This is a genomic window from Bradyrhizobium sp. Gha, assembly GCF_900113735.1.
GTDB lineage: Bacteria > Pseudomonadota > Alphaproteobacteria > Rhizobiales > Xanthobacteraceae > Bradyrhizobium.
This window is the reverse complement of sequence record NZ_FOQM01000019.1, coordinates 1-25772: the sequence shown is the minus strand read 5'-3', so window position 1 is coordinate 25772 and position 25772 is coordinate 1. Positions and strand designations below refer to the sequence as shown.

The 25772-nt window shown below is 64.9% G+C and carries 21 protein-coding genes; 15 read left to right on the top strand and 6 right to left on the bottom strand.

The features are described 5' to 3' along the window. Positions 1 to 108: 108 nt before the first annotated feature. The 9 genes from dnaN (at position 109) to BM222_RS22010 (ending at position 10577) form a co-directional block, all read left to right on the top strand. Entirely contained in the window at positions 109 to 1227 is a 1119-nt protein-coding gene (gene dnaN / locus BM222_RS22045; protein WP_092231978.1) for a DNA polymerase III subunit beta, read from the top strand. 245 nt (positions 1228 to 1472) lie between these two features. Then, positions 1473 to 1838, top strand: a complete 366-nt coding sequence (locus BM222_RS22040; RefSeq protein WP_092231974.1) for an endonuclease domain-containing protein — start codon at positions 1473 to 1475, stop codon at positions 1836 to 1838. A gap of 88 nt (positions 1839 to 1926) precedes the next feature. After that, a complete protein-coding gene (gene recF, locus BM222_RS22035; protein ID WP_092231971.1) occupies positions 1927 to 3063 on the top strand; it encodes a DNA replication/repair protein RecF in 1137 nt (378 codons plus the stop codon). A gap of 120 nt (positions 3064 to 3183) precedes the next feature. Continuing rightward, positions 3184 to 3342: a hypothetical protein gene (locus tag BM222_RS41215; RefSeq protein ID WP_177243371.1), complete on the top strand. Its 159-nt coding sequence runs from the start codon at positions 3184 to 3186 to the stop codon at positions 3340 to 3342. Between the two features lie 141 nt (positions 3343 to 3483). After that, positions 3484 to 4209 carry a hypothetical protein gene (locus tag BM222_RS22030; RefSeq protein WP_092231969.1) on the top strand — a complete coding sequence of 242 codons (726 nt, stop codon included), beginning with the start codon at positions 3484 to 3486 and terminating at the stop codon, positions 4207 to 4209. 279 nt (positions 4210 to 4488) lie between these two features. Beyond that, entirely contained in the window at positions 4489 to 6924 is a 2436-nt protein-coding gene (gene gyrB / locus BM222_RS22025) for a DNA topoisomerase (ATP-hydrolyzing) subunit B (protein ID WP_092231966.1), read from the top strand. Between the two features lie 270 nt (positions 6925 to 7194). Further along, positions 7195 to 8490: a UDP-N-acetylglucosamine 1-carboxyvinyltransferase gene (gene murA, locus BM222_RS22020; RefSeq protein ID WP_092231963.1), complete on the top strand. Its 1296-nt coding sequence runs from the start codon at positions 7195 to 7197 to the stop codon at positions 8488 to 8490. A 207-nt stretch (positions 8491 to 8697) separates the two neighbouring features. After that, entirely contained in the window at positions 8698 to 10092 is a 1395-nt protein-coding gene (locus BM222_RS22015; RefSeq protein WP_092231960.1) for an MATE family efflux transporter, read from the top strand. Next, positions 10089 to 10577, top strand: a complete 489-nt coding sequence (locus tag BM222_RS22010) for a DUF2867 domain-containing protein (RefSeq protein ID WP_092231957.1) — start codon at positions 10089 to 10091, stop codon at positions 10575 to 10577. The genes BM222_RS22015 and BM222_RS22010 overlap by 4 nt, the downstream gene beginning before the upstream one ends. 24 nt (positions 10578 to 10601) lie before the next feature. On the opposite strand, the gene BM222_RS22005 is transcribed toward BM222_RS22010, so the two are convergent. Further along, positions 10602 to 11717, bottom strand: a complete 1116-nt coding sequence (locus tag BM222_RS22005) for an FUSC family protein (RefSeq protein WP_092231954.1) — start codon at positions 11715 to 11717, stop codon at positions 10602 to 10604. A 120-nt stretch (positions 11718 to 11837) separates the two neighbouring features. Here BM222_RS22005 and BM222_RS22000 point away from each other — a divergent pair, with 120 nt between their 5' ends. Continuing rightward, positions 11838 to 13208, top strand: coding sequence for an MmgE/PrpD family protein (locus BM222_RS22000; RefSeq protein WP_092231952.1), 1371 nt, complete (start codon positions 11838 to 11840; stop codon positions 13206 to 13208). A 176-nt stretch (positions 13209 to 13384) separates the two neighbouring features. Here BM222_RS22000 and BM222_RS21995 read toward each other — a convergent pair whose 3' ends face one another. Further along, entirely contained in the window at positions 13385 to 14812 is a 1428-nt protein-coding gene (locus tag BM222_RS21995) for a serine hydrolase domain-containing protein (RefSeq protein WP_092231948.1), read from the bottom strand. A 147-nt stretch (positions 14813 to 14959) separates the two neighbouring features. Continuing rightward, positions 14960 to 16021: an AraC family transcriptional regulator gene (locus BM222_RS21990; RefSeq protein WP_092231945.1), complete on the bottom strand. Its 1062-nt coding sequence runs from the start codon at positions 16019 to 16021 to the stop codon at positions 14960 to 14962. Positions 16022 to 16310: 289 nt separating this feature from the next. On the opposite strand from BM222_RS21990, the gene BM222_RS21985 reads away from it, so the two are divergent. From BM222_RS21985 to BM222_RS42205, 3 genes are all read left to right on the top strand, one after another. Further along, entirely contained in the window at positions 16311 to 17228 is a 918-nt protein-coding gene (locus BM222_RS21985) for a pirin family protein (protein WP_092232258.1), read from the top strand. Positions 17229 to 17290: 62 nt separating this feature from the next. Next, the gene (locus tag BM222_RS21980) at positions 17291 to 18205 is read left to right on the top strand and encodes a phosphoribosylaminoimidazolesuccinocarboxamide synthase (protein WP_092232255.1); all 915 of its coding nucleotides are present in this window, start codon (positions 17291 to 17293) and stop codon (positions 18203 to 18205) included. 344 nt (positions 18206 to 18549) lie between these two features. Further along, positions 18550 to 18981 carry a hypothetical protein gene (locus BM222_RS42205; protein ID WP_244547208.1) on the top strand — a complete coding sequence of 144 codons (432 nt, stop codon included), beginning with the start codon at positions 18550 to 18552 and terminating at the stop codon, positions 18979 to 18981. 49 nt (positions 18982 to 19030) lie between these two features. On the opposite strand, the gene BM222_RS21965 is transcribed toward BM222_RS42205, so the two are convergent. Together BM222_RS21965 and BM222_RS21960 are read right to left on the bottom strand one after the other, a co-directional pair. Beyond that, positions 19031 to 20521, bottom strand: coding sequence for an NAD-dependent succinate-semialdehyde dehydrogenase (locus tag BM222_RS21965; RefSeq protein ID WP_092231941.1), 1491 nt, complete (start codon positions 20519 to 20521; stop codon positions 19031 to 19033). A gap of 145 nt (positions 20522 to 20666) precedes the next feature. Next, positions 20667 to 20987 (bottom strand): hypothetical protein, encoded by a 321-nt coding sequence (locus BM222_RS21960; protein ID WP_092231938.1) that lies wholly within the window; start codon positions 20985 to 20987, stop codon positions 20667 to 20669. 335 nt (positions 20988 to 21322) lie between these two features. Between BM222_RS21960 and BM222_RS21955 the strand changes: the two genes are divergently transcribed. Both BM222_RS21955 and BM222_RS21950 read left to right on the top strand, forming a co-directional pair. Beyond that, the gene (locus BM222_RS21955) at positions 21323 to 22516 is read left to right on the top strand and encodes a serine hydrolase domain-containing protein (protein WP_092231935.1); all 1194 of its coding nucleotides are present in this window, start codon (positions 21323 to 21325) and stop codon (positions 22514 to 22516) included. A gap of 108 nt (positions 22517 to 22624) precedes the next feature. Then, positions 22625 to 24331, top strand: a complete 1707-nt coding sequence (locus tag BM222_RS21950; RefSeq protein WP_092231932.1) for an AMP-binding protein — start codon at positions 22625 to 22627, stop codon at positions 24329 to 24331. Positions 24332 to 24643: 312 nt separating this feature from the next. On the opposite strand, the gene BM222_RS21945 is transcribed toward BM222_RS21950, so the two are convergent. Further along, positions 24644 to 25669 (bottom strand): IS110 family RNA-guided transposase, encoded by a 1026-nt coding sequence (locus BM222_RS21945; RefSeq protein ID WP_143106014.1) that lies wholly within the window; start codon positions 25667 to 25669, stop codon positions 24644 to 24646. Positions 25670 to 25772 lie beyond the last annotated feature (103 nt).

Sequence of the window (25772 nt, the reverse complement as noted above, 5' to 3'; positions counted from 1 at the left end):
CGGCTTTTCGATCCTCTCCGCGATGATCCAGCTTTTGGGGTCTTCGGTGCCGTGGCGCGCTCTCCTCCGCCCGGCTTTTTCATCTTTGGGGATCGGGCGAGTAGTGCAATGAAGGTTACGGTCGAACGCGCGCAACTCCTGAAATCGCTGGGCCATGTCCACCGCGTGGTGGAGCGCCGCAACACGATTCCGATCCTGGGCAACGTGCTGGTGCGCGCCGAGAACGCGAAATTGTCGCTGAAGGCGACCGACCTCGACCTCGAGGTGACCGAAACGCTTGCGGCGGAAACCGCCACGGCCGGCTCCACCACCGTGCCGGCGCACATGTTCTACGACATCGTGCGCAAGCTGCCTGACGGCTCGCAGATCGTGCTGGAGGCCGACGGCGACCGCGCGGTGCTGGCGATCCGCGCCGGCCGCTCGCGCTTCACCCTGCAGACCCTGCCGGAGAATGATTTCCCCGATCTCGCCGCCGGCGAGCTCTCGCACTCGTTCAGCCTCGCCGCCAAGGACGTCAAGCGGCTGATCGACCGCACCCAGTTCGCGATCTCCACCGAGGAGACGCGCTATTATCTCAACGGCATCTATCTGCATGCCGCCGGCACGGCGAAGGCTGCGACCCTGCGCGGCGTCGCCACCGACGGCCACCGCCTCGCCCAGCTCGACCTGGTGCAGCCCAGGGGCGCCGAAGGCATGCCCGGCGTGATCGTGCCGCGCAAAACCGTCGGCGAAGTGCAGCGCCTGATCGAGGACACCGAAGCCGAGATGACGATCGAGCTGTCGCAGGCCAAGATCCGCTTCACGATCGGCAATGTGGTCCTGACCTCCAAGCTGATCGACGGCACCTTCCCCGACTACGGCCGCGTCATCCCGCAGGGCAATGACAAGGAGCTCGTCGTCGACAAGAAGGATTTCGAGAACGCGGTCGACCGCGTCTCCACCATCTCCAGCGAGCGCGGCCGTGCGGTGAAATTGTCGCTGTCGCCGGGCAAACTGGTGCTGTCGGTGACCAATCCGGATTCCGGCAGCGCCACCGAAGAGATCGAGGTCGAGTACGCCTCCGACGCGCTCGATATCGGCTTCAACTCCCGCTACCTGCTCGACATCGCCGCCCAGATCGAAGGCGACGTCGCAGTGCTTCGCCTCGCCGACCCCGGCTCACCAACGCTCGTGCAGGACAAGGACGACAAGAGCGCGCTGTACGTGCTGATGCCGATGCGGGTGTGAGGGGCGTGGTCCCTCACCAGCAAACCCTACTACAAGTACCTAACGCGATGCGCGTGACTGCGCCCTCTCCCCTTGCGGGAGAGGGCAGCTCCGCCGTTGGCCAAAACCTCATCAGGGTGAGGGGTCCTCTCGCGGCGCCTTCTATGTGGAGACAACCCCTCACCCGCCGCTACGCGTCGGCACCCTCTCCCGCAAGGGGAGAGGGTGAAGACACCGCGCCGCAACTACATCCAGAATGAACGCCGATGCCGGAAGACCCACACCATCGGCCGACAGCCAAGCATCTTCGCCAGTTCGCGAAGAACATGCGGCACGAGCCGACTGATGCGGAAGCAGCCATGTGGCGTCTGCTGAGGGATCGTCGGCTATCAGCCTACAAGTTTCGCCGACAAGTTCCGATCGAGAATTACATCCTCGACTTCGTCTGTTTCGACAAGCGCCTCGTGATCGAGATCGACGGCAGTCAGCATGCGGAATCGCAGCGTGATGCAGTCCGGGACGGCGCACTTGCCGCGGAAGGTTTCTCGATCGCCCGCTATTGGAACAACGACGTGCTACAGCAGCCCACCTCTGTACTGGAGGATATCCTTGCAAAGCTTGCCGGGCGGTAAGATACCCCTCACCCGTCGCCTCACTTCGTGAGGTGCCACCCTCTCCCACAAGGGGAGAGGGGAAGAAGCGCGTCCATAACGAATAGCCATGACCCCCTCCCGCATACATCGCCTGACGCTGACGCATTTTCGCAATTATCGGGCGGCGGGGCTCGAGACGGCGGCTGACATGGTGGCGCTGGTCGGGCCGAACGGGGCAGGCAAGACCAATTGCATCGAGGCGATCTCGTTCCTGTCGCCGGGCCGCGGCTTGCGGCGCGCCACGCTGGAGGACGTCGCCGACAACCAGGGCGACGGCTCCTGGGCCGTGTCGGCCCAGGTCGAGGGCGCGCTGGGGCTGGCCACGCTCGGCACCGGCCTTGAGCCGCCGCGCGCTGATGCCGCGGTGAGCCGGCGCTGCCGCATCGACCGCGAACCGGTCAATTCCGCCTCCGCCTTCGGCGACCATATCCGCATGGTGTGGCTGACGCCGGCGATGGACGGGCTGTTCATGGGCGCCGCGTCCGAGCGGCGGCGCTTCTTCGACCGCCTGGTGCTCGCGATCGACGTCGAGCATTCCAGCCGCATCAACGCGCTGGAACGTTCGCTGCGCTCGCGCAATCGCCTGCTCGAGACGCGCAATTACGACGACCATTGGTGTGACGCCATCGAGCGCGAGACCGCCGAGCTTGCGGTGGCTGTCGCCGCCACGCGGGGCCAGACCGCGGCACGCCTCACCGGCATGCTCAACGCACGCGCACAACAATCGGCTTTCCCCTCCGCGCAAATCGCACTCGACGGCTGGATGGAGAATGCGCTGCTTGAGGAGACCGCAACCTCGGTCGAGGACCGCTACCGCCAGATCCTGCGCGACAACCGGCCGCGTGATGCCATCGCCGGCCGCACCACCGACGGCCCGCATCTCACCGATCTCCAGGTGATCTACGCGCCGAAAAGCATGCCCGCGCGCGACGCGTCCACCGGCGAGCAGAAGGCGCTGCTGATCGGGCTGGTGCTGGCGCACGCGACGCTGGTCGCCGAGATGACCGGCATCGTGCCGCTGCTCTTGCTCGACGAGGTCGTCGCCCATCTCGATCCCAACAGGCGCGCCGCACTGTTCGACGAGCTGCGCAAGCTCGGCGCACAGGTCTGGTTGACCGGCGCGGACCCGGCGGCGTTTGCCGAAATCGGCGCGGGCGGCGAAGTCTTTGACGTCGAGAGCGGACGCGTTTCGGCCCGGCGATAGCCTGATGCGTTGAACCCGGCCTATTCGGGCCGCGACTAGGGCAGTGCGGCCGCTGCTCACGGTGTCGCAGCCGTTGCCATCGCGTGATCGAGACGCGCGATATCCCTGGAGAGAGAGACCATGATGACGGTAAGGCGCGGGGCGAACGCCCCGGCACGATGGCGACTGCTCGTGTGCGGCCTGGATTGCGAGACGACCATCGAGCTCGCGGCCGGCGATGCCTGGGAAGTCACCGTCGGCCCCGAAGGCGATTTGTGGTCGCCGCTCCAGCTCTATTGAACCTGCCTGGTTCCGTCAGCGACTAGGTGTGGGGGCCGCGTTGATGACGTCGCAGCCGGCCCACCGATCTCGAGGCCGGCGAAACGGCTGCTGCCGCTGCAGATGTATTGATCCGGTGATGCGGTGATGCGGAGAGCAAGCATGACGACGGTAAGGCGTGGAATGAGACCATGGTGGCTGCCTGTGTGCGGCCTCGCTCTCCTTGCAAGTTGCGCGGGCGTCATCGGATGGATGCGGCATCCGCCGCTGACATCGTCGTCCCCACTGGTGTCGGCAGATGCCGACGCCGACATGCCCGTGCCGAAGCAGCACAACTCCATCAGCTTCAAGACAACCAGCATGTCCGGCGTTGAGGCTCCACTCCGGCGCGGGGTGGAAACCCATGTGCCAGCCGAGCTTGGCGACGTGCTCGCTTTCTATCGTACCGAGCTCCGAAAGCGCAGCTGGCAGGAGACGCCTGATGGCGCGGCGGTCGGCGCCGGACACGCTCAACTCGCCTTCGTCTCCCCGAAGGGGCCGGCGACCCTGAAGCTTGGCCGCGCCAAGGACGAGACCACAATCGAGCTGGTGCAGCGGAATGCGGAAGCCGCAGCCAAGGCCAATGTGCTTCCGATCGCAGGACACGCAAGGCTGATGTTCGGATATCTTGTGCCTGATGTGGCTGCGCTTGCGATCAACGGTCAAACCATCGAGATCGCGGGCGGCGTCAATCACCCGCAAACGCTGGATCTGCCGCCCGGCACCTATTCCTACCAGCTGCTGCTGTCAGGCCGTACCGTGGCGTCCAGTACCATCACCGTGGCCGCAGGCGAGGCCTGGTCCCTCAGATTGGGGGACGACGACAAGAAGCCTGATCAGATCTACTGAACCGAAGGACCGTTCCGGCGCCAAGGCGACTCGGAACAGGCCTCCGCACCCCGCAAAATCCACGCCTTCGAAGGACCCGAACCGGGGCTCGAATCGGGCTTTTCGCGCGCCTCGGAATCGGCCCTCGAACGCCTTGACATCGGGCCCAAAAACCCCATCTCCTCAAAGGGTTGCGAGGCGATACTTTGCGCTAGGCGCAAGCCCTCTTTCATGGCACAAATAGTTTCCAAATCAGCGCCTTTTGCGCCGCTGATTCGGGCGACATTTCGAAGGCCTCTCATGACAGAACCTGCTCGGCAGCCTGCTGCCGAAAACGAGCCCTCCACCGCGAGCGAATACGGCGCGGAATCGATCCGCGTGCTCAAAGGGCTCGATGCCGTGCGCAAGCGTCCCGGCATGTATATCGGCGACACCGATGACGGCTCGGGCCTGCACCACATGGTGTATGAGGTCGTCGACAACGCGATCGACGAGGCGCTGGCGGGCCACGCCACGCGGGTCGATGTCGTGCTCAACGCCGACAATTCCGTCACCGTGCGCGACGACGGCCGCGGCATTCCCGTCGACATCCACAAGGGCGAAGGCATCTCGGCGGCCGAGGTCATCATGACCCAGCTGCACGCCGGCGGAAAGTTCGACCAGAACTCCTACAAGGTCTCCGGCGGCCTGCACGGCGTCGGCGTCTCCGTCGTCAACGCGCTGTCGAGCAAGCTCGGCTTGCGCATCTGGCGCGACGACAAGGAACACTACATCGAGTTCGCCCATGGCGACGCGGTCGCGCCGCTCAAGGTCGTCGGCGATGCACCGGGCCGGCGCGGCACCGAGGTGACGTTCCTGGCATCGACCGAAACCTTCAGGAACATCGAGTATGATTTCGCGACGCTCGAGCATCGCCTGCGCGAACTCGCCTTCCTCAACTCCGGCGTCAACATCGCGCTGTCAGACATGCGTCACGCGGTCGAGAAGCGCGAGGAGATGTACTATTCCGGCGGCGTCGAGGAGTTCGTCAAATATCTCGACCGCAACAAGAAGGCCCTGGTGCCCGCGCCGATCATGGTGCGTTCCGAGGCCAACGGCATCGGCGTGGAGGCCGCATTGTGGTGGAACGACAGCTACCACGAGAACGTGCTGTGCTTCACCAACAACATCCCGCAGCGTGACGGCGGCACGCATCTCGCCGGCTTCCGCGGCGCGCTGACGCGCCAGGTCAACGGCTACGCCGAGGCCAATGCCAAGAAGGAAAAGATCGCGCTGACCGGCGACGACTGCCGCGAAGGCCTCACCGCCGTGCTGTCGGTGAAGGTGCCCGATCCCAAGTTTTCGTCGCAGACCAAGGACAAGCTGGTGTCCTCGGAAGTGCGTCCCGTGGTCGAGAACGTGCTCAACGAGGCGCTCCAGGCCTGGTTCGAGGAGCACCCGTCCGAGGCCAAGATGATCGTCGGCAAGGTGATCCAGGCCGCGGCCGCCCGTGAAGCCGCGCGAAAGGCGCGCGAGCTGACGCGCAAGAGCCCGCTCTCGGTCTCCTCGCTGCCCGGCAAGCTCGCCGACTGCCAGGAAAAGGACCCGGCCAAGTCCGAACTCTTCATCGTCGAGGGTGACTCGGCAGGCGGCAGCGCCAAGCAGGGCCGCAACCGCGAATTCCAGGCCGTCTTGCCGCTGCGCGGCAAGATCTTGAACGTCGAGCGCGTTCGCCCCGACAAGATGCTGGGAAGCGAGCAGATCGGCACGCTGATCACCGCGCTCGGTACCGGCATCAGCGACGAATTCTCGATCGAGAAGCTGCGCTACCACAAGATCATCGTGATGACGGACGCGGACGTCGACGGCGCCCACATCCGCACGCTGCTGCTGACCTTCTTCTACCGGCAGATGCCCGCCATCATCGACGGCGGCTATCTCTATATCGCGCAGCCGCCGCTCTATAAGGTCAGCAAAGGCAAGTCCGAGCAGTATCTCAAGGACGAGCGCGCGCTGGAGGATTATCTGATCGACGCCGGCCTCGACGATTGCGTCTACATTCCCGGCACCGGCGGCGACCGCACCGGCCGCGATCTGCGCTCGCTGGTCGACGATGCCCGCGTGGTGCGCAGCATCCTGCGCAATCTGCACAGCCGCTATAACCGCAAGGTGGTCGAGCAGGCCGCCATCACCGGCGTGCTGAACAAGTCGGTCTACGGCAATCCCGAGAATGCCACGGCGGCGGCGCAGTACATCGCGACCCGGCTGGACAGCCAGGCCGAGGAGGTCGAGCGCGGCTGGGTCGGGCAATTCGTCGAGGGCCAGGGCTTCGTCTTCGAGCGCACCGTGCGCGGCGTCAAGGAAGCAGCCGTGATCGACGATGCGCTGCTCGGCTCGGCCGAAGCCCGCAAGCTCGACGAATACGCGCCCAAGCTCCAGGACGTCTATGCCCGCTCCGGCAAGCTGCGCCGCAAGGACTCAGAGCATGTGGTGCACGGTCCGTCCGATCTGTTCGAGGCCGTCACCGAAGCCGGCCGCAAGGGTATCACGCTGCAGCGCTACAAAGGCCTGGGCGAGATGAACCCGGAACAGCTCTGGGAGACCACGCTCGACACCGACGTGCGCTCGCTGCTGCAAGTGAAGGTCAAGGAGGTCGACGAGGCCGACGACATCTTCACCAAGCTGATGGGCGACGTGGTCGAACCGCGCCGCGACTTCATCCAGGAACATTCGCTCAGCGCGACGATCGACATTTGAGGCTTGCTTCGCCTCTTCCGCTTCTCGGGAGAGGCCGACGCGCCCCGGGCGATGCGAAGCATCGTCCCGCGCGGCGGCGGGTGGGGTTCTTTCCTCTTGGGTATTGTCCCACTGCGGAGGCACCCTCTCCCCGACCCTCTCCCGCAAGCGGAAAGGGAGCGCACCGTCTCCGTTGCAACCAATCAAGCTCGAATTGCTACCCTGCCCGTTTCTGGGTAGTTTCCGCCTCCAAACCAGCCCGCCCCACCACACCAGGACGGAGAGATCCAAGTGGCGCCCATCCAATACATCGTCGAGGGCGGTCACCGGCTCTCGGGCTCGATCGAGCCGGCCGGCAACAAGAATTCGGCGCTGCCGATCATCGCGGCCGCGCTGCTCACCGAGCATCCGGTGACGCTTCAGAACGTGCCGCGGATTCGCGACACCGAGACGCTGGTCGAGTTGATCCGCTCGGTCGGTGCGTCCGCGGAGTGGACGGAACGCAACACGCTTCACATCCACGCCAGGAGCATCCGCGCCGCCGATCTCGATCCCGAGCTCTGCGTCCGCATCCGCGCCTCGATCCTGCTCGCGGGCCCACTGCTCGCGCGCTGCGGCGAGGTGATGCTGCCGCCGCCGGGCGGCGACGTCATCGGCCGGCGTCGGCTCGACACGCATGTGCTCGCACTGGAGCAACTCGGTGCCAAGGTCACTGCAACCGACCGTCTCGAATTCCGCGCGCCAAAACTCACGGGCGCCGACGTGTTCCTGGACGAGCCGAGCGTCACCGCGACCGAGAACGCGCTGATCGCCGCCGTTGCGGCCAGCGGCATCACTTATCTTCGCAATGCGGCTTCCGAACCGCATGTGCAGGACCTCGCCAATTTCCTGGTGGCGCTCGGCGCGACGATCGAGGGTATCGGCACCAACACCATGGTGATCCACGGTGCGGCGACGCTGGGGGAAGCACGCTATTCGATCCAGCCGGATCATATCGAGGTGGGCTCGCTGATCGGACTTGCCGCCGTGACGCGCTCGCCACTTCGTATTGTCCGTGCCGGCGTCGAGCATCTGCGTTCGATCCGCATGGGTTTCGAGCGGCTCGGCATCGTCTGCCGCGTCGAGGGCGACGATCTCATCGTGCCCTCGAACCAGACGCTGAAGATCCAGGACGATTTCGGCGGCCACGTGCCGAAGCTGGAGGACCAGCCCTGGCCGGCCTTCCCCGCCGATCTGATGTCGATCGCGATCGTCACCGCCACGCAATGCGAGGGCGTGATCCTGATGTTCGAAAAGATGTTCGAGTCCAGGATGTTCTTCGTCGACAAGCTGATCGGCATGGGCGCGCGCATCGTGCTGTGCGATCCGCATCGCGCCATCATCGCGGGCCCCAGCCGGCTGCACGGCGCGACGCTGAGCTCGCCCGACATCCGCGCCGGCATGGCGATGCTGCTCGCAGCCGTGTGCGCCGAGGGCACCTCCACCATCAACAACGCCGACCAGATCGAACGCGGCTACGAGCGCATCGACGAACGGCTGAACGCGCTCGGCGCGAAGATCCGGCGCGTGCCCGAACGCAACGGGTGAGCGCTTTCTTCCTTCTCCCTTGTGGGAGAAGGTGGCGCGAAGCGCCGGATGAGGGGTTGTTTCCGCGAATTCAGTGAGAGTTGAACTGGCGGAGAGAGACCCCTCACCCGTCTCGCCGCTGCGCGGGCGAGCCACCCTCTCCCGCAGGGGGAGAGGGGTGAGAAGCTGAGCCATGTTTTCGACTTGCGGCTGTGCTAGTGACCCGCCATGCTCGACAGCGTCCAATCACAACAGCCGCCGCAAGCCGGCGTCCACACCAGCCATCTCGCGCAGGAATTCGTCGAGACGTTGCGGCTGGCCGTGCCGATGATGCTGACGCAGCTCGGGCAGATCGCGATGATCACGAGCGATCTGGTGCTGATCGGAAGGCTCGGCGAGGATTCGGTCGCGGCTGCGGCACTTGCGCACACCGTCTATTTCGTCAGCTTCACCTTTGGGCTTGGATTGATGGCCGCGGTGTCGCCGCTGGCTGCCCAGGCGTTCGGCGCCGGCGACATCAGACGCATCCGCCTCTCCTTGCGCGTCGGCCTGTGGGCCGCGCTGCTGATCTCGCTGCCGATCATGGCCTCGCCGCTCTATGGCGAGCACATCCTGACGGCGCTCGGACAGGCGCCGCATTCGGCCGCGCTCGCGCAGCGCTATCTCAATGGCCTCGCCTGGGGCATCGCGCCGGCGCTCGGCTTCATCGCGATCCGCAGCATGATGAGCGCAGTGAACCGGCCGCAGGCGCCGCTGTGGATCACGCTTGCGGCGATCCCCGCGAATTTCGCGCTGGTCTATTGCCTGATCCATGGCCTGTTCGGCTTGCCGGAGCTCGGCCTGTTCGGCGCGGGGCTCGCGACCACTTTGGTCAATCTGGGCACCTTCGTCGCCGCGCTCGCCATCGCCGCCTGGCGCAAGCCGTTCGCAAACTATCATCCGCTCGCGCATCTCTGGCGGATCGACTGGCCCTTGATGCGCCAGCTGATCGTGATCGGCGCGCCGATCTCGTTTTCGCTGCTGCTGGAATACGGCCTATTCTCTTCGGCGGCGCTGTTGATGGGGCTGATCTCGACCACCGCGCTGGCCGCGCACCAGATCGCGCTCCAGGTCACGGCCGTGCTGTTCATGGTCCCGCTCGGCATCGGTATGGCTGCAACCGTTCGGGTCGGCCACGCTTTCGGCCGTAACGAGCCGGCCGGCGTCCGACGCGCTGGCCTCGTCGCAGCGGTGCTCGGCATCACGTTCGTCGCAGGCCTGACGATCGCCATCATCCTCGGCCGCTATGAAATCGGCCGGCTTTTCCTCGGCAGCAGCGAGGCGAGTGCGCCGACGGTCGCGTTGACCGCAACGCTGCTCCTGGTCGGCGCGACCTTCTTCGTGGCCGATGCGCTCCAGACCATCATGGGCGGCGCGCTGCGCGGCATCAATGACACCCGGATGACGCTGGTGTTCGCGGCGATTGGTTATTGGTGCGTCGGCTTCCCGATCGCCTGGATGCTTGCCTTCCATGCCGACCTTGGCGCGGTCGGCGTCTGGATCGGACTGTCGATCGGATCGTTCGTCTATGCCGCACTCCTGATCTTGCGTTTCCGGATGCTGACGCGCAAGATCGCGGGATGACGGGCCGTGTTCGCGAAATCACCCCTGATGTCGAGGCCGGCACCGTGCTGGCAGGCGCGCAATTCATCGACGCGTTTCGCGTCGACATCGGCAAAGCGGCGGTGAACGCCCGCGAGGCCTGCACGAGGATGGTGCTGAACGGGCCGCGCTGGGTCGATGCGCTGGTGCGGCTGCGCAACGTTCTCGTGACGCCGTTCGGGCTCAAGACATCGGGCGAAGGCGCGCCGGCGCCCGGCGGCCTGATCGGCCTGTTTCCGGTGTTGAGCGAGACACCGGAGCGGCTGATCGCCGGCTTCAACGATTCTCACCTCGATTTCCGCATTGTGGTCGACGTGGCCGGGAATGCAGCGAGCCGCCGGGTCACGTTGACCACCCTGGTGAAAACGAACAATCTGCTCGGCCGGATCTATCTCACGCTGATCACACCGTTCCACAAGCTCGTGGCCCGCGGCATGATGGCGAGAATCGAGCAGCCGGCGCGGTGACGCGGCTCCTTTGCCGTCGCTACCTCACTTCGCGACCTTCACCGGCCCATCCGCCGCGGCTTCCGACCATTCGCCGACGACGCGATCGAGATCGCACAGGTTCTGGTGCATCTGCTCCAGCGAGAAACCGAGTGCGAAAAAGCGCTCCGCGGTCTCGGCGGGCTGGCCGCGGATCAGGCCGTCCTGGCGCACGGCCGCAACCGCCTCGGAATAATGCTGGAGCGCGACATGCACGGGATGGATCGGCGGCGCGCCGGCGCCCTCGCGGATGGCTTCAGCCGCCGATTTCAGGAACCGCACGATCGCCGCGCTGACTTCCGCCAGCGGTGCGGCGAGCCTGACCTGCACTTCGACGGGCAGCGGCACCACGGTGGCGCGGCCGATCATCACCACGTCATGGCGCAGCCGCAGGATCGTGCGCAGCAAGGGACCGGTATCAGGGCCGCTCGACAGCCGCGCCGAACGCTCGCGCTCGGCCTCGGTCCCGATCGCATTCATGCCCACCATCGCGGTGCCGATGCCGTCCTGGATCCGGTGCAGCGCATCGTTGTCACGGCCCCGCGTGAGGCCAGCGAGCAATTCGTTGAAAGCGTCCGCGATCAGTTCGAGCAGCTTCGCCGCGCTGGCGCGAATCTGCCTGACAGCGCGCGAGGGCAGCACCAGGAAAGAGACCAGCAGCCCGGTGATGGCTCCGACGCCGACCTCGCAGACGCGATCGATCGCCGACGCCATGGGATCGGCATGATGCATGGTCGGAACCAGCAGCACGATCACGGCGGTCACGGTGGCGGTGCTCAGGTTCGGATAGATCGCAGCGACGAAGGCGAGCGGCGCGACGGCCAGCACCAAGAGCCCCAACAGGCCCGCTTCGCTGGAGTAGGGAAGCGTGATCGCGATGGTGCCGCCATAGATCGCGCCGCCAATCGTGCCGAGCATGTAGTCGCGCGTCGCCTTCAGCGAGCGGCCGACGCTCATCTGGGTCACGATCAGCGAGGTCAGCACCGCCCAGAGCGGCAGCAACAGATGCAGCGCGGTTGCGATCGCATAGGCCGCCACCGCCGCGACCGTGACCCGGATCGCCAGCCCCAATTGCGTTCGCCGCGACCGGATCCGGTCGAACAGCTCCTTTGCCCCTGCCATCGTCTGATGTCCCGATCCTCTTCAAAGCCAGCCGAAAGCATAGCTGATGCCCGCAGCCCCGAGGCCGCTTGAAAGGCAAAATCAGCCCGCCTAACTTGCCGGCCAAAACGAGGAAACACGATGGCCCACGAAACCGCAACGCTCGCAACGTATGTCGCCAACCTGAAATTCGCCGATATTCCGGCGGAGGTGCTGGGCCGCGCCAAGGTGCTGACGCTGGATTTCCTGGGCAGCGCCATCCGCGCGAGGAGCGAAGCCGAATCCACGCCTTCGCTGCTGAAGATGCTGGAAGCGCTCGCGCTCGACACCACGGGCCACTCGACCGTCTTCGGTGACAGCAAGACCTGGACGCCGGCGATCGCCGCCCTGCTCAATGGCGCGCTCGGCCATTCCCTCGATTTCGACGACACGCACGCGGATTCCTCGCTGCATCCGAGCGCGCCGGTGGTTCCGGCCGCCTTCGCCGTCGGCGAGATGGTCGGCGCCTCGGGCCGCGATGTGCTGACGGCCGTTGTCGCGGGCTATGAGGTCTGCTGCCGGCTCGGCAATGCGCTGGATCCGACCTCGCATTATGCCCGCGGCTTCCATCCGACCGCGACTGCCGGCACCTACGGCTCGGCCGCGGCGGCGGCAAAATTGTTCGGCCTCTCGGAAGCGCAGATCATCGCGGCCTTCGGCGTTGCCGGCAGCCAGGCCGCGGGCTCGCTGCAGTTCCTCGTCAACGGCGCCTGGAACAAGCGCTACCAGGTCGGCGCCGCCGCGATGAACGGTGTGATCGCGGCGACGCTGGCGCGCAATGATTTCGTCGGCGCGACGGAATCGGTCGAGGGCAAGCACGGCCTGCTCGCCGGCTACACCGACGACGCGCATCCCGACAAGGCGGTCGCCGGCCTCGGCGAGACCTACGAGACCATGAAGATCGGGGTGAAGCCGTATCCGAGCTGCCGCTACACCCATGCCGCGATCGACGCGCTGATCGCGATGCGGCGCGAGCACAATCTGACGCCCGACCAGGTCAAGCGCGTCGAGATCGGCCTGCACCGCAACGGCATCACCCTGACCGGCGATGCCGCGACCAAGCGGCATCCGACCTCGATCGTCGGCGGCCAGTTCTCGATGTTCTTCACCGGCGCGCTCGCACTCGACCAGGGTTCGTTCGGCTGGGACGATTACAACCGCTTGGGCGATGCCGCCATCGACGCTCTCGCCGACAAGTTCGACGTCGTGCAGGACGACCGGTTGGAGGTTGGCCGCACGCATCCTTTCGGCGCGCGCGTCAGCATCACGACTGATGACGGCGTGCATGAGCGGGTCTATGCCGATCCCTCCGGCGAGCCGACCTCTTTCCCCGATGCGCAGGCGATGCAGCAGAAGTTTCTGACCCTGGCGCGGCCCGTGCTGAATGCGCGAGCCGACCAGTTCGCCGACGCGATCATGACGCTGGAGCGTTTCGATCGCGTGGCGAAGGCGACGGAGCTGGGACGGCAGTAGATTCTCACCGCAGACGGTGCACCCTCGCCCCTTGTGGGAGAGGGTGGATGCGCGAAGCGCAGCCGGGTGAGGGGTTCTCTCCGCGAATCCAGCGCTCATTTGAATGCCCGGATGGATACCCCTCATCCGGCGCTTCGCGCCACCTTCTCCCACACGGGGAGAAGGAAGAAAGCGCGCTAATTCGCCCCCGCCAGCTTCCCCTTCTCGCGCGTTGTCGCCACGACATCGCGCACCAGATCGAACACGCCGTCCGCATCCGGCGGGAAGTTCGGCGAGCGGCCGAGACGCACGATCACCAGCTTCTCCGACGGGATCACGATCGTGTACTGCCCGATCGTGCCCTTGGCGAAGAACGCATCGCGCGGCCAGCCATGGTCGACGCGAAATTTCGCGCCAAAACTGTTGCCCTGGTTGGTCCAGAAGCCCGCGCCGATGCCGACCCACGCGCTGGGCGTGGCAGACGCGGAATAGTTGACCCAGCCTTCGGGCAGGATGCGCTTGCCGCCGACGATGCCGTCGTTGAGATAGAGCTGGCCGAAGCGGGCCCAGTCGCGTGCGGATGCCATCATCTCGCCGGAGCCCTCGATCGTGCCTGAAGCATCGAGCTGAAGCGTGACATCGTGCATGCCGAGCGGCGCGAACAATTCACGGCGCGCGAAGGCCAGCGCATCGGCCGGCTTGCCGCCGGCGGCGTGACGGATCAGATCCGCGAGGATGATGGTATTGCCGTCGTGATAATTCCATGCCGTGCCCGGTGCTGTCGCGAGCGACGCGCGCTCGGCAAAGCTCGCCATATCGTCCTCGGCGTATTTCATGGTGTTGACAGGCTCGAGCACGGAGCCCAGCGAGGCCTGCAACGAGCTTCCAAGCGCAATGCCGGCGGTGTGTCGCAGCAATTGATCGATGGTGATGGCGTGACGCGGATCATCAGGATTTTGCCAGGCGGCGACCGGCGCGGGCCCATCGAGCTTCAACTTGCCCTGGCGCACCAGGATGCCTGTCAGTGCCGAGGTCACCGACTTGGTCATGGAGAAGCCGAGCAGCTGCGTCTGCGGGCCGATGCCGTCGGCATAGCGCTCGGCAATGATGCGGCCATTCTTCATGACGACGATCGCGCGGGTGCGGCGATAAGGCGGCTGTGTTGGCTCGGCGAAGGCGCGGTCGAGCGCCACCGACAGGCCCTCGCTTTGCGGCGTCACCAGTCCCGGACCGGTGATCTCGGGCAGCAATGCGGGCTGCTTGTCGTCGGGCGGCAGCGCGAGGTCGGCGATCCCCTGGCCGTGCTCGAGCGTGCAGCCGAGCCCCTCGCGATAGACGGCATGGCTGCGGCCGATGCCGAACAGTGTCACCGTGACGTCCTTGCGGGCACGATCGACCTGGAGATTCATCGCCCAGGTGAGCAGATCGGCACCCGGCATCGCATCAATGGTCTCGGCAAGATCGCGCTTGGGATCGAGGCCGGAGACGAACGTCTCGGAGCAGAGCGTATGGGCGATGAAGCCGGTGGCAATCTTGGGCACGTCACGCGCCCGCGCCGCGCCGAGGGCGAGGCCGGCACACGCGATGGCGGTAATAGCGAGGATGATCTTACGGCGACGGGTCACGGGCTTTCTCCAGCTGCGGGGCGGGTTGCGGGAGAGCAGGCCGGAAGCGGGCGATACGCGCTCGCCGGATTTGGAAAACGACCTGGTTGAAACTGATCGAGGCTGGTCGATTCTGGAATTCTTACGCGATTTCAAGGGTATAGATATCTAGGCCGCATCGGCCTTGAGGCGCCGGTATTCCGTCGGCGTCACGCCCGTGACCGCCTTGAAGGCGCGATTGAAGGGGCCGAGGGACTGGAAGCCGGCGTCCATCGCAATGGTGATGACGGGAACCTCGGCCTGCGAGGGATCAGCGAGCGCGGTCTTGGCTTCCTCGATCCGGTGGTTGTTCAGGAAGACATTGAAGTTGCGATAGCCGAGCCGCTGGTTGATCAACCGCCGGAGCCGGTATTCCGGAATTTTCAGCCGGGTGGCCAGGGCGCCGATGGTGATGTTCTCCTGACGATAGATCCGCTCGTCCGCCATCAGCCGCATCAGGGCGTCGATGAGCTTTTGATCGGCGCAATCATCGGCCGCGGGCTGACTGGAAACATGGGGCGGCGCGGGCTCCGCCTCGGCCGGAAACAGATCCGTCCCGTCGATGCGCATCATGGCATGGACGATCGCCGCGACGGTGCAGGCGAGCACGCCGGCATTGATCGTTTCGGCTGCAGCGCCGACGTGGCGGCCGGCGGTGGCGATCTGGAGCACCGCGTTCAGCCCGCCATAGAGCGCGATGGCGCAGACGATGAAGACGCGAACGCGGCGGCGGCGCTCGACCAGATCGGCCGGCCACGAGGCGATCATCTGTCCGACCGCAAGCGTGATGAAGCCGAGCGAGATCAGATTGACGACCGTCACCGAGAACCGCACATGGCCGCCGGGTGCAATCCAGACGCAGCCCGCGAAGCTGAAAGCCGCTACCAGCGCCCAGATCAGGCCGTGCCACCAGCGCAGGCTAAACTCGTCGTGGAACACGGCGCGGGTGAACAGCCAGAACACCACGATGGTGCCGGTCGATATTGCGATCAGCGGCGCATGCCAGAGCGGGATGGGCGACGTGACATCCAGCGAATAGCTCACGACATGCGCGACCGAGCTCAGCGCGAAAGCCGCACCGAGGCGGGCCGCCAGCACATTGCGAAAATCAGCGAGCAATGACACCGCCAGCATCAGCAGCAGCGCAACGCTGGCAGCACGAAAGGCGAGGTCGAGGGCGGCAAGGGTCATCAGGCGATGCGATCGGTCGCGGTTGCGGTTGGTCGAACATCGTTCGTCGCGCCGGCTTTTTCAAGAAGCATCCTCACCACCACTGTCATCGCCCGGCCAGTGCGCAATTGCGCACCAGGACCGGGCGATGCAGTACTCCGAGACAGCCGTGATTGAACCGATGAGCCGCGGCGTACTGGATCGCCCGCTTTCGCGGGCGATGACAGCGGAGTACGTGGTCGGCCTTTGTCGCGACGGCGACGCCAAATCCTGCTACGATCAGACCCACTTGATAAAGAAGGAGCCCACCATGAGCTGGCAACCCTCCAACGATCCCGTGCTCGGCGATCCCATGTCCTGCGATGCGCTCGATCTCGTCATCGTGCCGCGCACCCGCGATCTCGGCGACGGATTCGTCGTCCGGCGCGCGCTGCCGCATGGCAAGCGGCAGATGGTCGGGCCGTTCATCTTCTTCGATCATTTCGGCCCGGTGCAGTTCGTCTCCGGCAAGGGCATGGATGTGCGGCCGCATCCGCACATCGGGCTCGCCACCGTCACCTATCTGTTCGACGGCTCGATCATGCATCGCGACAGCGAGGGTAACGTGCAGGAGATCGCGCCGGGCGCGATGAATTTGATGACCGCGGGGCGCGGCATCGCGCATTCCGAGCGCACCCCGGATGCGCAACGCGCCTCGGGCCAGCAGATGCTCGGCCTGCAAAGCTGGATCGCGCTGCCTGAAGGCTCCGAAGAGATCGATCCCTCGTTCCAGCATTATGCGGCGGGCGATCTGCCGATGATCTCCGAGCGCGACTTCACCGCGCGGGTGATTGCCGGCTCCGCGTTCGGCATCACCTCGCCGGTCAAGATGGTCTCGCCCTGGTTCTACACCGAGGTCACCGCGGCCGCCGGCGCGAGCGTGCCGCTCGACCCCGACCACGAGGAGCGCGCGATCTATGTGGTCGACGGCGAGGTCGAGATCGCGAACGAACGTTACGAGGGGCCGCGGCTGCTGATCTTCCGGCCCGGCGACCGCATCACCGTGAAGGCGCTGAAAGCGACGCGGATGATGTTTCTCGGCGGCGATGCATTGGAGGGCCCGCGCCACATCTGGTGGAATTTCGTCTCCTCCAGCAAGGAGCGGATCGAGCAGGCCAAGCAGGACTGGAAAACCGGCCGCTTCGCGGCGGTTCCGCAGGAACATGAGTTCATTCCGCTGCCGGAATAGGCTAATCCGGTTTTCGGCCGTGCCATCAGGTGCGGCCGAAAACCTTTCCGAAAGCTCTGCCGATGACCACGATGCTCTCCAGCGACCTGCCCCTGACCAAGATCGGGCGCGGCAAGGTGCGCGATGTCTACGCCGTCGACGACGACCGCCTGCTGCTCCTCACCACCGATCGCATCAGCGCCTTCGACGTCGTGATGGGCGAGACCATCCCGATGAAGGGCGCGGTGCTGACCCAGATCAGCGCATACTGGTTCAACAAGCTCGAAGGCATCGTGCCGCATCACATGATCAGCGCCGACACCGACGAGATCATCGCGGCCGTCCCGGCGCTCCAAGCCCATCGCAGCGAAATCCTCGGCCGCGCCATGCTGTCGCGCCGCACCACCGTGTTTCCGATCGAATGCGTGATCCGCGGCTATCTCTCCGGTTCGGCGTGGAAGGAATATGCGGCGAGCGGCACGCTGGCGGGCGAGACGCTGAAACCCGGCCTCGTCGAGAGCGAGAAGCTCGACCCTGCGATCTTCAGCCCGGCGACCAAGGCGGAGACCGGGCATGACGAGAACATCACCATCGCGAAGATGCGCCAGGTCGTCGGCGATGACGTCGCCTACACGCTCGAAAGCATGACGCGTGCGATCTACACGCTCGGCGAGGAGCTGGCGCGCGAGCAGGGCATCATCATCGCTGACACCAAGTTCGAGTTCGGCCGCGACAAGGACGGCCGCATCATCCTGATCGACGAGGTGATGACGCCGGATTCGTCGCGTTTCTGGGCGGTCGATGCCTACAAGCCCGGCCAGCCGCAGGCGAGCTTCGACAAGCAACCGTTGCGCGACTATCTCGACGTCGAGCGCCGCGCCGGCCGCTGGAACGGCGACGCCCCGCCGCCGCCACTGCCGGCGAGCGTGGTGGACGCCACCAGCAAGCGGTACCTCGAAGCGTATCGGCGGGTGACGGGGAAAGAGCTGAAGATTTAGGCCGAGTTGCGCCAGCACACTCCGTCATTGCGAGCGTGGCGAAATCCAGCCCGCGTCCGGGAAGGAGACGCCGCGCGGCTTGCGCGACGCTGATAGGGCAATTGGCGTGACCCATTGCGCCGCTTAGGACAATAGCCCCTGGCCCCGGGTTTCCACTATGATCCCGTGTGCCATTTGGCACTGCGAGCACGACCGGACGTGCCTCCAATGAAGCTTTGTTTGTCAGAATTGCAAGTGCGGCCGCGGTTGCCGCTCCTGAACCAGCGCGAGGAAGACCGCCAGGGACCGCGCAACGGCCCCTGGACATCGAAAGCGTATTTGGAAGACAGCAATGGAGACGAAACATGACACGTACACGTGCGACAAGAATTGCAATAGCAGTCTCGACGTTCACCTGCGCGGCGCTGTTCTCCTTCGCCTGGTCCGGGGAGCGCGGCGTCTCGATATCGGTCGACAGCGCACAGGCGCGCGTCGGTCGCCCGCTGACTCCGGTGAGCGTTGCCGGCGTGGCGCGTCGACACACGCGGCGAGCCGCGTACGGATACGGTGCCGCCGCAGTCGGGGCGGGCGCCGTAGCCGCTGGCACAGCCGCCGCGATAGCCGCGACGTCACCGGCATGGGGGACCGTCCCCTACGGCACGGACCATTATGCGAATAGCGGTCCTTACGCCTCTTACGCCTACTCGCCGGAGGAATGGCGCAGGCGAAACGGCATGGTCTGCGAACCCGGTACGATGACCAAGATGGCCGACGGCCAGATGTATCGCTGTCAGTAAAGCCGGTAAACGCGCGAGCGGGAGGCGGCTTGAAGCCGCCTTCCGCCGGTTAGACCCCCGCCATCATCACGTATTTGATCTCGACATATTCTTCCATGCCGTGACGCGAGCCTTCGCGCCCGAGGCCGCTTTCCTTGACGCCGCCGAACGGCGCGACTTCGGTGGTGATCAGGCCGGTGTTGACGCCGACCATGCCAGACTCCAGCGCTTCGGCGACGCGCCAGACGCGGCCGATATCACGGGAGTAGAAGTAGGACGCGAGGCCGAACGGCGAGGCATTGCACATCGCGATCACGTCCGCTTCGTCCTTGAATCGGATCACCGGCGCCAGCGGGCCGAAGGTTTCTTCCTGCGATACCAGCGAGTCGGGCTTCACATCAGCCAGCACGGTCGGCTCGAAGAAGGACCGCCCGAGCTCGCTGCGCTTGCCGCCGGTCACGACCTTGGCGCCGCGCTTGACGGCATCCGCAATGTGGCGCTCGACCTTGTCGATTGCCTTCATGTTGATCAGCGGGCCTTGCGTGACACCGGCCTCCGTGCCGTCGCCGATCTTCATCGCCGCGACCTTTGCGGACAGTTTCTTGACGAACTCGTCGTAGATCTTGTCCTGGGCGTAGATGCGATTGGCGCAGACGCAGGTCTGGCCCATGTTGCGGTATTTCGAGACGATCGCGCCCTCGACCGCGGCGTCGATGTCGGCATCGTCGAACACCACGAACGGCGCATTGCCGCCGAGCTCGAGGCCGAGCCGCTTCACACCGACGGAAGCCTGCTGGTACAGGATCTTGCCGACGGCGGTCGAACCGGTGAAGCCGACGAAGCGCACTGCCGGATGCTCGCACAGCACCTTGCCGATCGGCGGAGCGTCACCCGTGATGATGTTGAGCACGCCGTTGGGGATACCGGCTCTCTCGGCGAGCACGGCCAGTGCCAGCGCCGACAGCGGCGTCTCGTTGGCAGGCTTCAGCACCACGGTGCAGCCCGCCGCGAGCGCGGGCGAGACCTTGCGCGTGATCATCGAATTCGGGAAATTCCACGGCGTGATGGCGCCGCAGACGCCGATCGGCTGCTTGATCGCGAGCAGCCGCGCATCGGGGCGCTGCGTCGGAATGGTCTCGCCATAGACGCGCCTCGCTTCCTCGGCGAAGAACTCGATATAGGCGGCGCCGATATCGACCTCGCCCAGCGCCTCCGACAGCGGCTTGCCCTGCTCGGAGGTGAGGATCAGCGCGAGGTCCTCGCGGCTGGCGATGATCAGCTCGAACCATTTGCGCAAAATGTTGGAGCGCTGCTTGGCGGTATGCCTGGCCCAAGCGGGAAACGCGCGCTGGGCGGCTTCGACCGCCCTGGTCGTCTCGTCCGCGCCAAGCTGCGGGACTTTTGCGATCTCGACACCGGTTGCGGGATTATTCACGGCAAACACGGGCGTCCCGACCCAGGCGCCGTCGATGTAGCAGGCCTCCTTCAGCAGCGACGGGTCCTTCAACCGGTCACGCAGGGTGGCAGTGGCATGTTGGGCGCGTGCGGCGGTCGGCGTCATGGCGTACTCCTCGGACGGTCAGGATCGGCCCGGAATATAGGGATATCAGGTGCACAATGCACCGTCCCGCAACGCACATCTGCTGAGAGTCAACCGGCGGGGAGACGTTGGGCATTGCGAACGCGGAAGCAAATGCCCGCAGCAACTACGCTGCGCCGTTCATATAGGTCTCGCGCCGGCCGATCATGCGCTCGGCAGCCGCCTTGGCACCGGCCTTCGAGGAGGTCGCGCAGGTCCGGTATTCGAGATCGGGCACGTCGGAGGTATCGCGGCGGCCGAACCAGGACTTCGACCCGACCGGCAGCAGCGCCAGTGATTGCGCCAGATTGTCGACCGCGCCGAACGAATAAAGCGCTCCAGTGCCTGCGATGCGAACCTCGTAAATACCGGGCGAGATCGGCGCTTCCAGATTGTCGCCCCGTCCGGGACGGGGATAGCGCTTCCATTCGCTCCAGGTCGAAATCATCTCAGGTCCCCCGCGGCCGCCAAGCGGTCGCCAAATTTGCTTCAAGTCTTAACGCAGCCGCCGATCGGGCCACGAGCTGAACGCCGCAACGCACAAAATGTTTCAAGTGCTCAAACGCCCGAAACATACCGCCTGAGCCCATCCAAGGTCACGGTGAGCTGCAGCCATCCACCGCAGATTGTGGAGAAGTGTTGCAGATCAGTCGTTCCGCGCGGAGCGCAGACGGTCAAGTCACGACATCGCGACCGCAGGATGCATATCGCCACGCTTGCCGCGCAGCGGATGCGGGAGGACAATCGATCACTTCCAACAATAATCAAACCGGAGGAAACGCGATGCAAAGCAAAGCTGAGATCGATCAGATTCTGAGCAAGGCAAGCGACGCCAAGGACATTCCCGGCGTTGTCGCGATCGCCGCCAGCGGCAGCGATGTTCTGTATCAGGGCGCGTTCGGCAAGCGCGATCTATCCAAGCCGGATGCGATGACAATGGACAGCGTATTCTGGATCGCCTCGATGACGAAGGCGGTGACATCGGCCGGCGCGATGCAGCTGGTCGAGCAGGGCAAGCTGTCGCTCGATGCGCCGATCGGTTCGCTGCTGCCCGATCTCGCCAACCCGCAGGTGCTGGAAGGTTTTGACGCCAAGGGTGAGCCGAAACTGCGGCCGGCGAAAAGCGCGATCACGCTGCGCCAGCTCATGACCCACACTGCCGGCTTCGCCTACAACGTGTGGAACGGCGATTGCGCCCAATATCTGGAGAAGACCGGAACCCCGAACATCTTTTCCTGCCAGAACGTCGCGCTGAAGACTCCGATCATGTCCGACCCCGGAACGCGCTGGGAATATGGCATCAACATCGACTTCGTCGGCAAGGCGATTGAGGCCGTGAGCGGCAAACGTCTCGATGCCTACTTGCGCGACAACATCTTCGCGCCGCTCGGCATGAACGACACCGCGTTCAAGATCACCGAGGACATGCGCAAGCGGCTGGTCGCCACGCATGCGCGCGGCGAGGATGGATCGTTGACACCGATACCGTTCGAGATCGAGCAGAACCCGGAATTCCACATGGGCGGTGGCGGCCTTTACAGCACGGCCGGCGACTACATCAAGTTTACCCAGATGATCCTCAACCAGGGCCGCGGCAGCGGCAACCAGCTGCTGAAGCCCGAGACGGTCGCGCTGATGCGCCAGAACCACATCGGCGATCTCACCATCGGCAAGATGACCACCGTGGCGCCCATGTACACCAACGACGTCGATCTCTTCCCCGACATCGTGAAGAAGTGGGGACTGTCCTTTCTGATCAATACGGCCAAGACGCCGGAGGGTCGCAGTGCCGGCAGCCTCGCGTGGGCTGGTCTCGCCAACACCTATTTCTGGATCGACCCGCAGCGCGATGTTTGCGGCGTGATCCTGATGCAGGTGTTGCCGTTCGTCGACGCAAAATGCTTACAGGCGTTCGCGGGATTCGAGCGAGGCGTCTATGCCGGGCTCGATGCGGGCAGCGGCAAGAAGGCGGCCTAACCCCTTAGTATGAGGCGCGCGGCGTCGCGCACCTTCCCGGCAAGGGATAACCTCGTGCCCGAAAGCCATCGGCTCCAGGGCACGAGGCAGTGATTGGAGGAGACGAACTTGGCCAACGATCTTGCAGGCAAAGCCGACAGCTACGTTTGCGGCATCTCGGACACGCCGCTGCTCGGCGACACCATCGGCCGCAGTCTCGATCATGCGGTGCGGCGCTGGGGCAGCCGCGAGGCACTGGTCGCGCCCAGCCACGGCGTGCGCTGGACCTGGACGGAATTCGCCGAACGTGTCGACGCACTCGCCGCAGGCTTTCTCGCGCTCGGGCTGGAACGCGGCGAACGGATCGGCATCTGGTCGCTGAACCGTCCGGAATGGACGCTCACTCAATTTGCCGCTGCCAAGGCCGGCCTGATCCTGGTGACGATCAATCCCGCCTATCGGCTCAGCGAGCTGGAATTCGCGCTGAAGAAAGTCGGCTGCGCTGCGATCGTGACCGCGACGGCGTTCAAGTCCAGCCAATATATGGAGATGCTCAACACGCTGCTGCCGGAGCTCGCGAGCGCCAGGCCCGGGCAGTTGCAGGCGGCGCGGCTGCCGGCGTTGCGGATGGTGATCCAGATCGGCGGACCTTCAGCGCCCGGGACCGTCGCCTTCGAGGACGTCGGGCGCATGGGCGGCGCGAAGCATCGCGAGCAGCTCGCCACGCTCGGCGCGGCGCTTCAGTTCGACGATCCCGTCAACATCCAGTTCACGAGCGGCACCACGGGATCACCGAAGGGCGTGACGCTGACCCACCACAATATCCTCAACAACGGTTATTTCACGGGACGCGCGATGCGGCTGACCGAACGGGATCGCATCTGCATTCCCGTGCCGCTCTATCATTGCTTCGGCATGGTGATGGGTAACCTCGCCTCCGTCACGCTGGGCGCGACCATGGTCTATCCCGGCGAAGGCTTCGATCCGCTCGCGACGTTGCGCGCGATCGAGCAGGAGAAATGCACGACGCTGTACGGCGTGCCGACCATGTTCATCGCGGAGCTCGACCACCCCGAGTTCAAGAACTTCAATTTGAAATCGCTGCGCACTGGCATCATGGCCGGCGCGCCCTGCCCGATCGAGGTGATGAAGCGCGTCAACACCGAGATGAACATGAGCGAGGTCACCATCGCCTACGGCATGACCGAGACCAGCCCGGTCAGCTTCCAGAGCGCGACGGACGACCCGCTGGAACGGCGCGTCTCCACCGTCGGGCGAATTCATCCGCATGTCGAGGTGAAGGTCGTCGATCTCGAAGGCAGGATCGTCAAGCGCGGCGAACGCGGCGAGCTCTGCACCCGGGGTTACAGCGTCATGCTGGGCTATTGGGAGGAGAAGGAAAAGACCGGCGATGTGCTGGATGCCAATGGCTGGATGCACACCGGAGACCTCGCCACCATCGATGACGAGGGCTATTGCAACATCGTCGGCCGCATCAAGGACCTGGTGATCCGCGGCGGCGAGAACCTCTATCCGCGCGAGATCGAGGAGTTTCTGTATCGTCATCCCAAAATCCAGGACGTGCAGATCTTTGGCGTGGCGGACACCCGCTATGGCGAGGAGCTCTGCGCCTGGATCCGCGTCAGGCCGGGCGAGACGCTGACCGCAGAGGAGGTCCGTGCTTTCTGCGATGGCCAGATCGCCCACAACAAGATCCCGCGCTATGTGGAATTCGTCGACGAATTTCCGATGACCGTGACCGGCAAGATCCAGAAATTCGTGATGCGGGATGCGGTGGAGCAGCGGCTGGGGCTGAAGGCCGCGAAGACGGCGTGAGGTGGTACGCACACCCAACGCCCCATCGTCATATGTGGACGGCCCCTATTGGCAAGCGCTTTTTGAAGTGTGGAGCGAGGTTGGTCTGCTTCGGTCATATGTCCGGCCTTTTGGTGCGGGCTTTATGACCGCTGGCCCTGATGAAATCCGATTGCCCTGGTCCCTATCATTGCGGCGAGCTTGGTGGCTCGTGACGATGTCGGGGTGTCCATGGTTTTCGGCGGTGACCGTATCGCTCATCACTTCTTTCGTGCTTACCAATCTTGAACCGGGATACTCCTCGTGAAGGCTGTTTGAGACGGTGAGGTGCGCTCACGCCTTGACATAGGTGTCGGTACGGAAGCCCTCGCCCGTGGTCATGATCGCCCAGCAGATCCTTGCCAGCTTATTGGCCAGAGCCACGGCGACCAGCCGCTCGGGCTTCCTGGCCCGCAGCGCGTTGATCCAGTCGGCCAAAGCGCCTGTGCGCTTGCCTACGACACGCAGCACTGAGGTTGCCCCCGTGACGAGCATTTTGCGGATGTAGCGGTTGCCCTGCTTGGTGATTGCGCCGAGCTTCTCCTTGCCGCCGCTCGAATTTTGCCGGGGCGTCAGACCGAGCCATGCCGCGAAGTCACGCCCCGATTTGAACACGCCCGGATCGGGAACACTGGCCGCGACCACCGACGCAACCAGGGTCCCGACGCCTGGAATCTCGTCGAGCACGCGGCTGATCGGGTTTTGCTTGTGCGCCCTGGCGAGTTCCTCTTCCACGGTCGTGATCGAGGCGTTGAGCCCTTCCAGATGTTGAGCGATGCAGGTCACTGCGGCCGCGGCAATGGGCGGAAGCGCAGCATCCGCCTTCGCCTGCGCCAGGAGTTCATCGACGCGGCCGATACCCTTGGCGGCGACAATGCCGAACTCGGCCAGGTGGCCGCGCAAGGCATTGACGGCCATCGTGCGCTGCTTGATCAGCAGCTCGCGGGTCTTGTGCAGCATCAAAATGGCTTGCTGCTCCGCGCTCTTGATCGGCACGAAGCGCATATCCGGTCGGGACATCGCCTCGCAGATCGCAGCCGCGTCAACCGCGTCGTTCTTGCCCCGCTTGACATAGGGCTTGATGTAAGTGGGCGGGATCAGGACTACCTCGTGTCCCATCGCGACCAATTGGCGAGCCCAATAATGCGCCGAACCGCACGCCTCCATACCGACCCGGCAGAGATCGATCTGCGAAAAGACCTCGTGCAGCTTCGAACGCTTCACCTTGCGCGAAATCGATCGGCCACCCTCGCTCTCGAGCCCATGAACCTGAAAATAGTTCTTGCCCAGATCAATCGCGGCTCTGATAAACTTCGTCATGGACAGTCCCCCTCTTTGTGGCGCTGCGGCGACCACGTTTTGGCACTTGATGCCGTTTAGGTGGGGCCGTCCACAACATCATTGCGAGCGCAGCGAAGCAATC

Excerpts from the sequence above, each read along its gene's own strand:
- dnaN (WP_092231978.1), top strand. The coding sequence starts at position 109 with ATGAAGGTTACGGTCGAACGCGCGCAACTCCTGAAATCGCTGGGCCAT.
- BM222_RS22040 (WP_092231974.1), top strand. The coding sequence starts at position 1,473 with ATGCCGGAAGACCCACACCATCGGCCGACAGCCAAGCATCTTCGCCAG.
- recF (WP_092231971.1), top strand. The coding sequence starts at position 1,927 with ATGACCCCCTCCCGCATACATCGCCTGACGCTGACGCATTTTCGCAAT.
- BM222_RS41215 (WP_177243371.1), top strand. The coding sequence starts at position 3,184 with ATGATGACGGTAAGGCGCGGGGCGAACGCCCCGGCACGATGGCGACTG.
- BM222_RS22030 (WP_092231969.1), top strand. The coding sequence starts at position 3,484 with ATGACGACGGTAAGGCGTGGAATGAGACCATGGTGGCTGCCTGTGTGC.
- gyrB (WP_092231966.1), top strand. The coding sequence starts at position 4,489 with ATGACAGAACCTGCTCGGCAGCCTGCTGCCGAAAACGAGCCCTCCACC.
- BM222_RS22015 (WP_092231960.1), top strand. The coding sequence starts at position 8,698 with ATGCTCGACAGCGTCCAATCACAACAGCCGCCGCAAGCCGGCGTCCAC.
- BM222_RS22010 (WP_092231957.1), top strand. The coding sequence starts at position 10,089 with ATGACGGGCCGTGTTCGCGAAATCACCCCTGATGTCGAGGCCGGCACC.
- BM222_RS22005 (WP_092231954.1), bottom strand. The coding sequence starts at position 11,717 with ATGGCAGGGGCAAAGGAGCTGTTCGACCGGATCCGGTCGCGGCGAACG.
- BM222_RS22000 (WP_092231952.1), top strand. The coding sequence starts at position 11,838 with ATGGCCCACGAAACCGCAACGCTCGCAACGTATGTCGCCAACCTGAAA.
- BM222_RS21990 (WP_092231945.1), bottom strand. The coding sequence starts at position 16,021 with ATGACCCTTGCCGCCCTCGACCTCGCCTTTCGTGCTGCCAGCGTTGCG.
- BM222_RS21985 (WP_092232258.1), top strand. The coding sequence starts at position 16,311 with ATGAGCTGGCAACCCTCCAACGATCCCGTGCTCGGCGATCCCATGTCC.
- BM222_RS21980 (WP_092232255.1), top strand. The coding sequence starts at position 17,291 with ATGACCACGATGCTCTCCAGCGACCTGCCCCTGACCAAGATCGGGCGC.
- BM222_RS42205 (WP_244547208.1), top strand. The coding sequence starts at position 18,550 with ATGACACGTACACGTGCGACAAGAATTGCAATAGCAGTCTCGACGTTC.
- BM222_RS21965 (WP_092231941.1), bottom strand. The coding sequence starts at position 20,521 with ATGACGCCGACCGCCGCACGCGCCCAACATGCCACTGCCACCCTGCGT.
- BM222_RS21960 (WP_092231938.1), bottom strand. The coding sequence starts at position 20,987 with ATGATTTCGACCTGGAGCGAATGGAAGCGCTATCCCCGTCCCGGACGG.
- BM222_RS21955 (WP_092231935.1), top strand. The coding sequence starts at position 21,323 with ATGCAAAGCAAAGCTGAGATCGATCAGATTCTGAGCAAGGCAAGCGAC.
- BM222_RS21945 (WP_143106014.1), bottom strand. The coding sequence starts at position 25,669 with ATGACGAAGTTTATCAGAGCCGCGATTGATCTGGGCAAGAACTATTTT.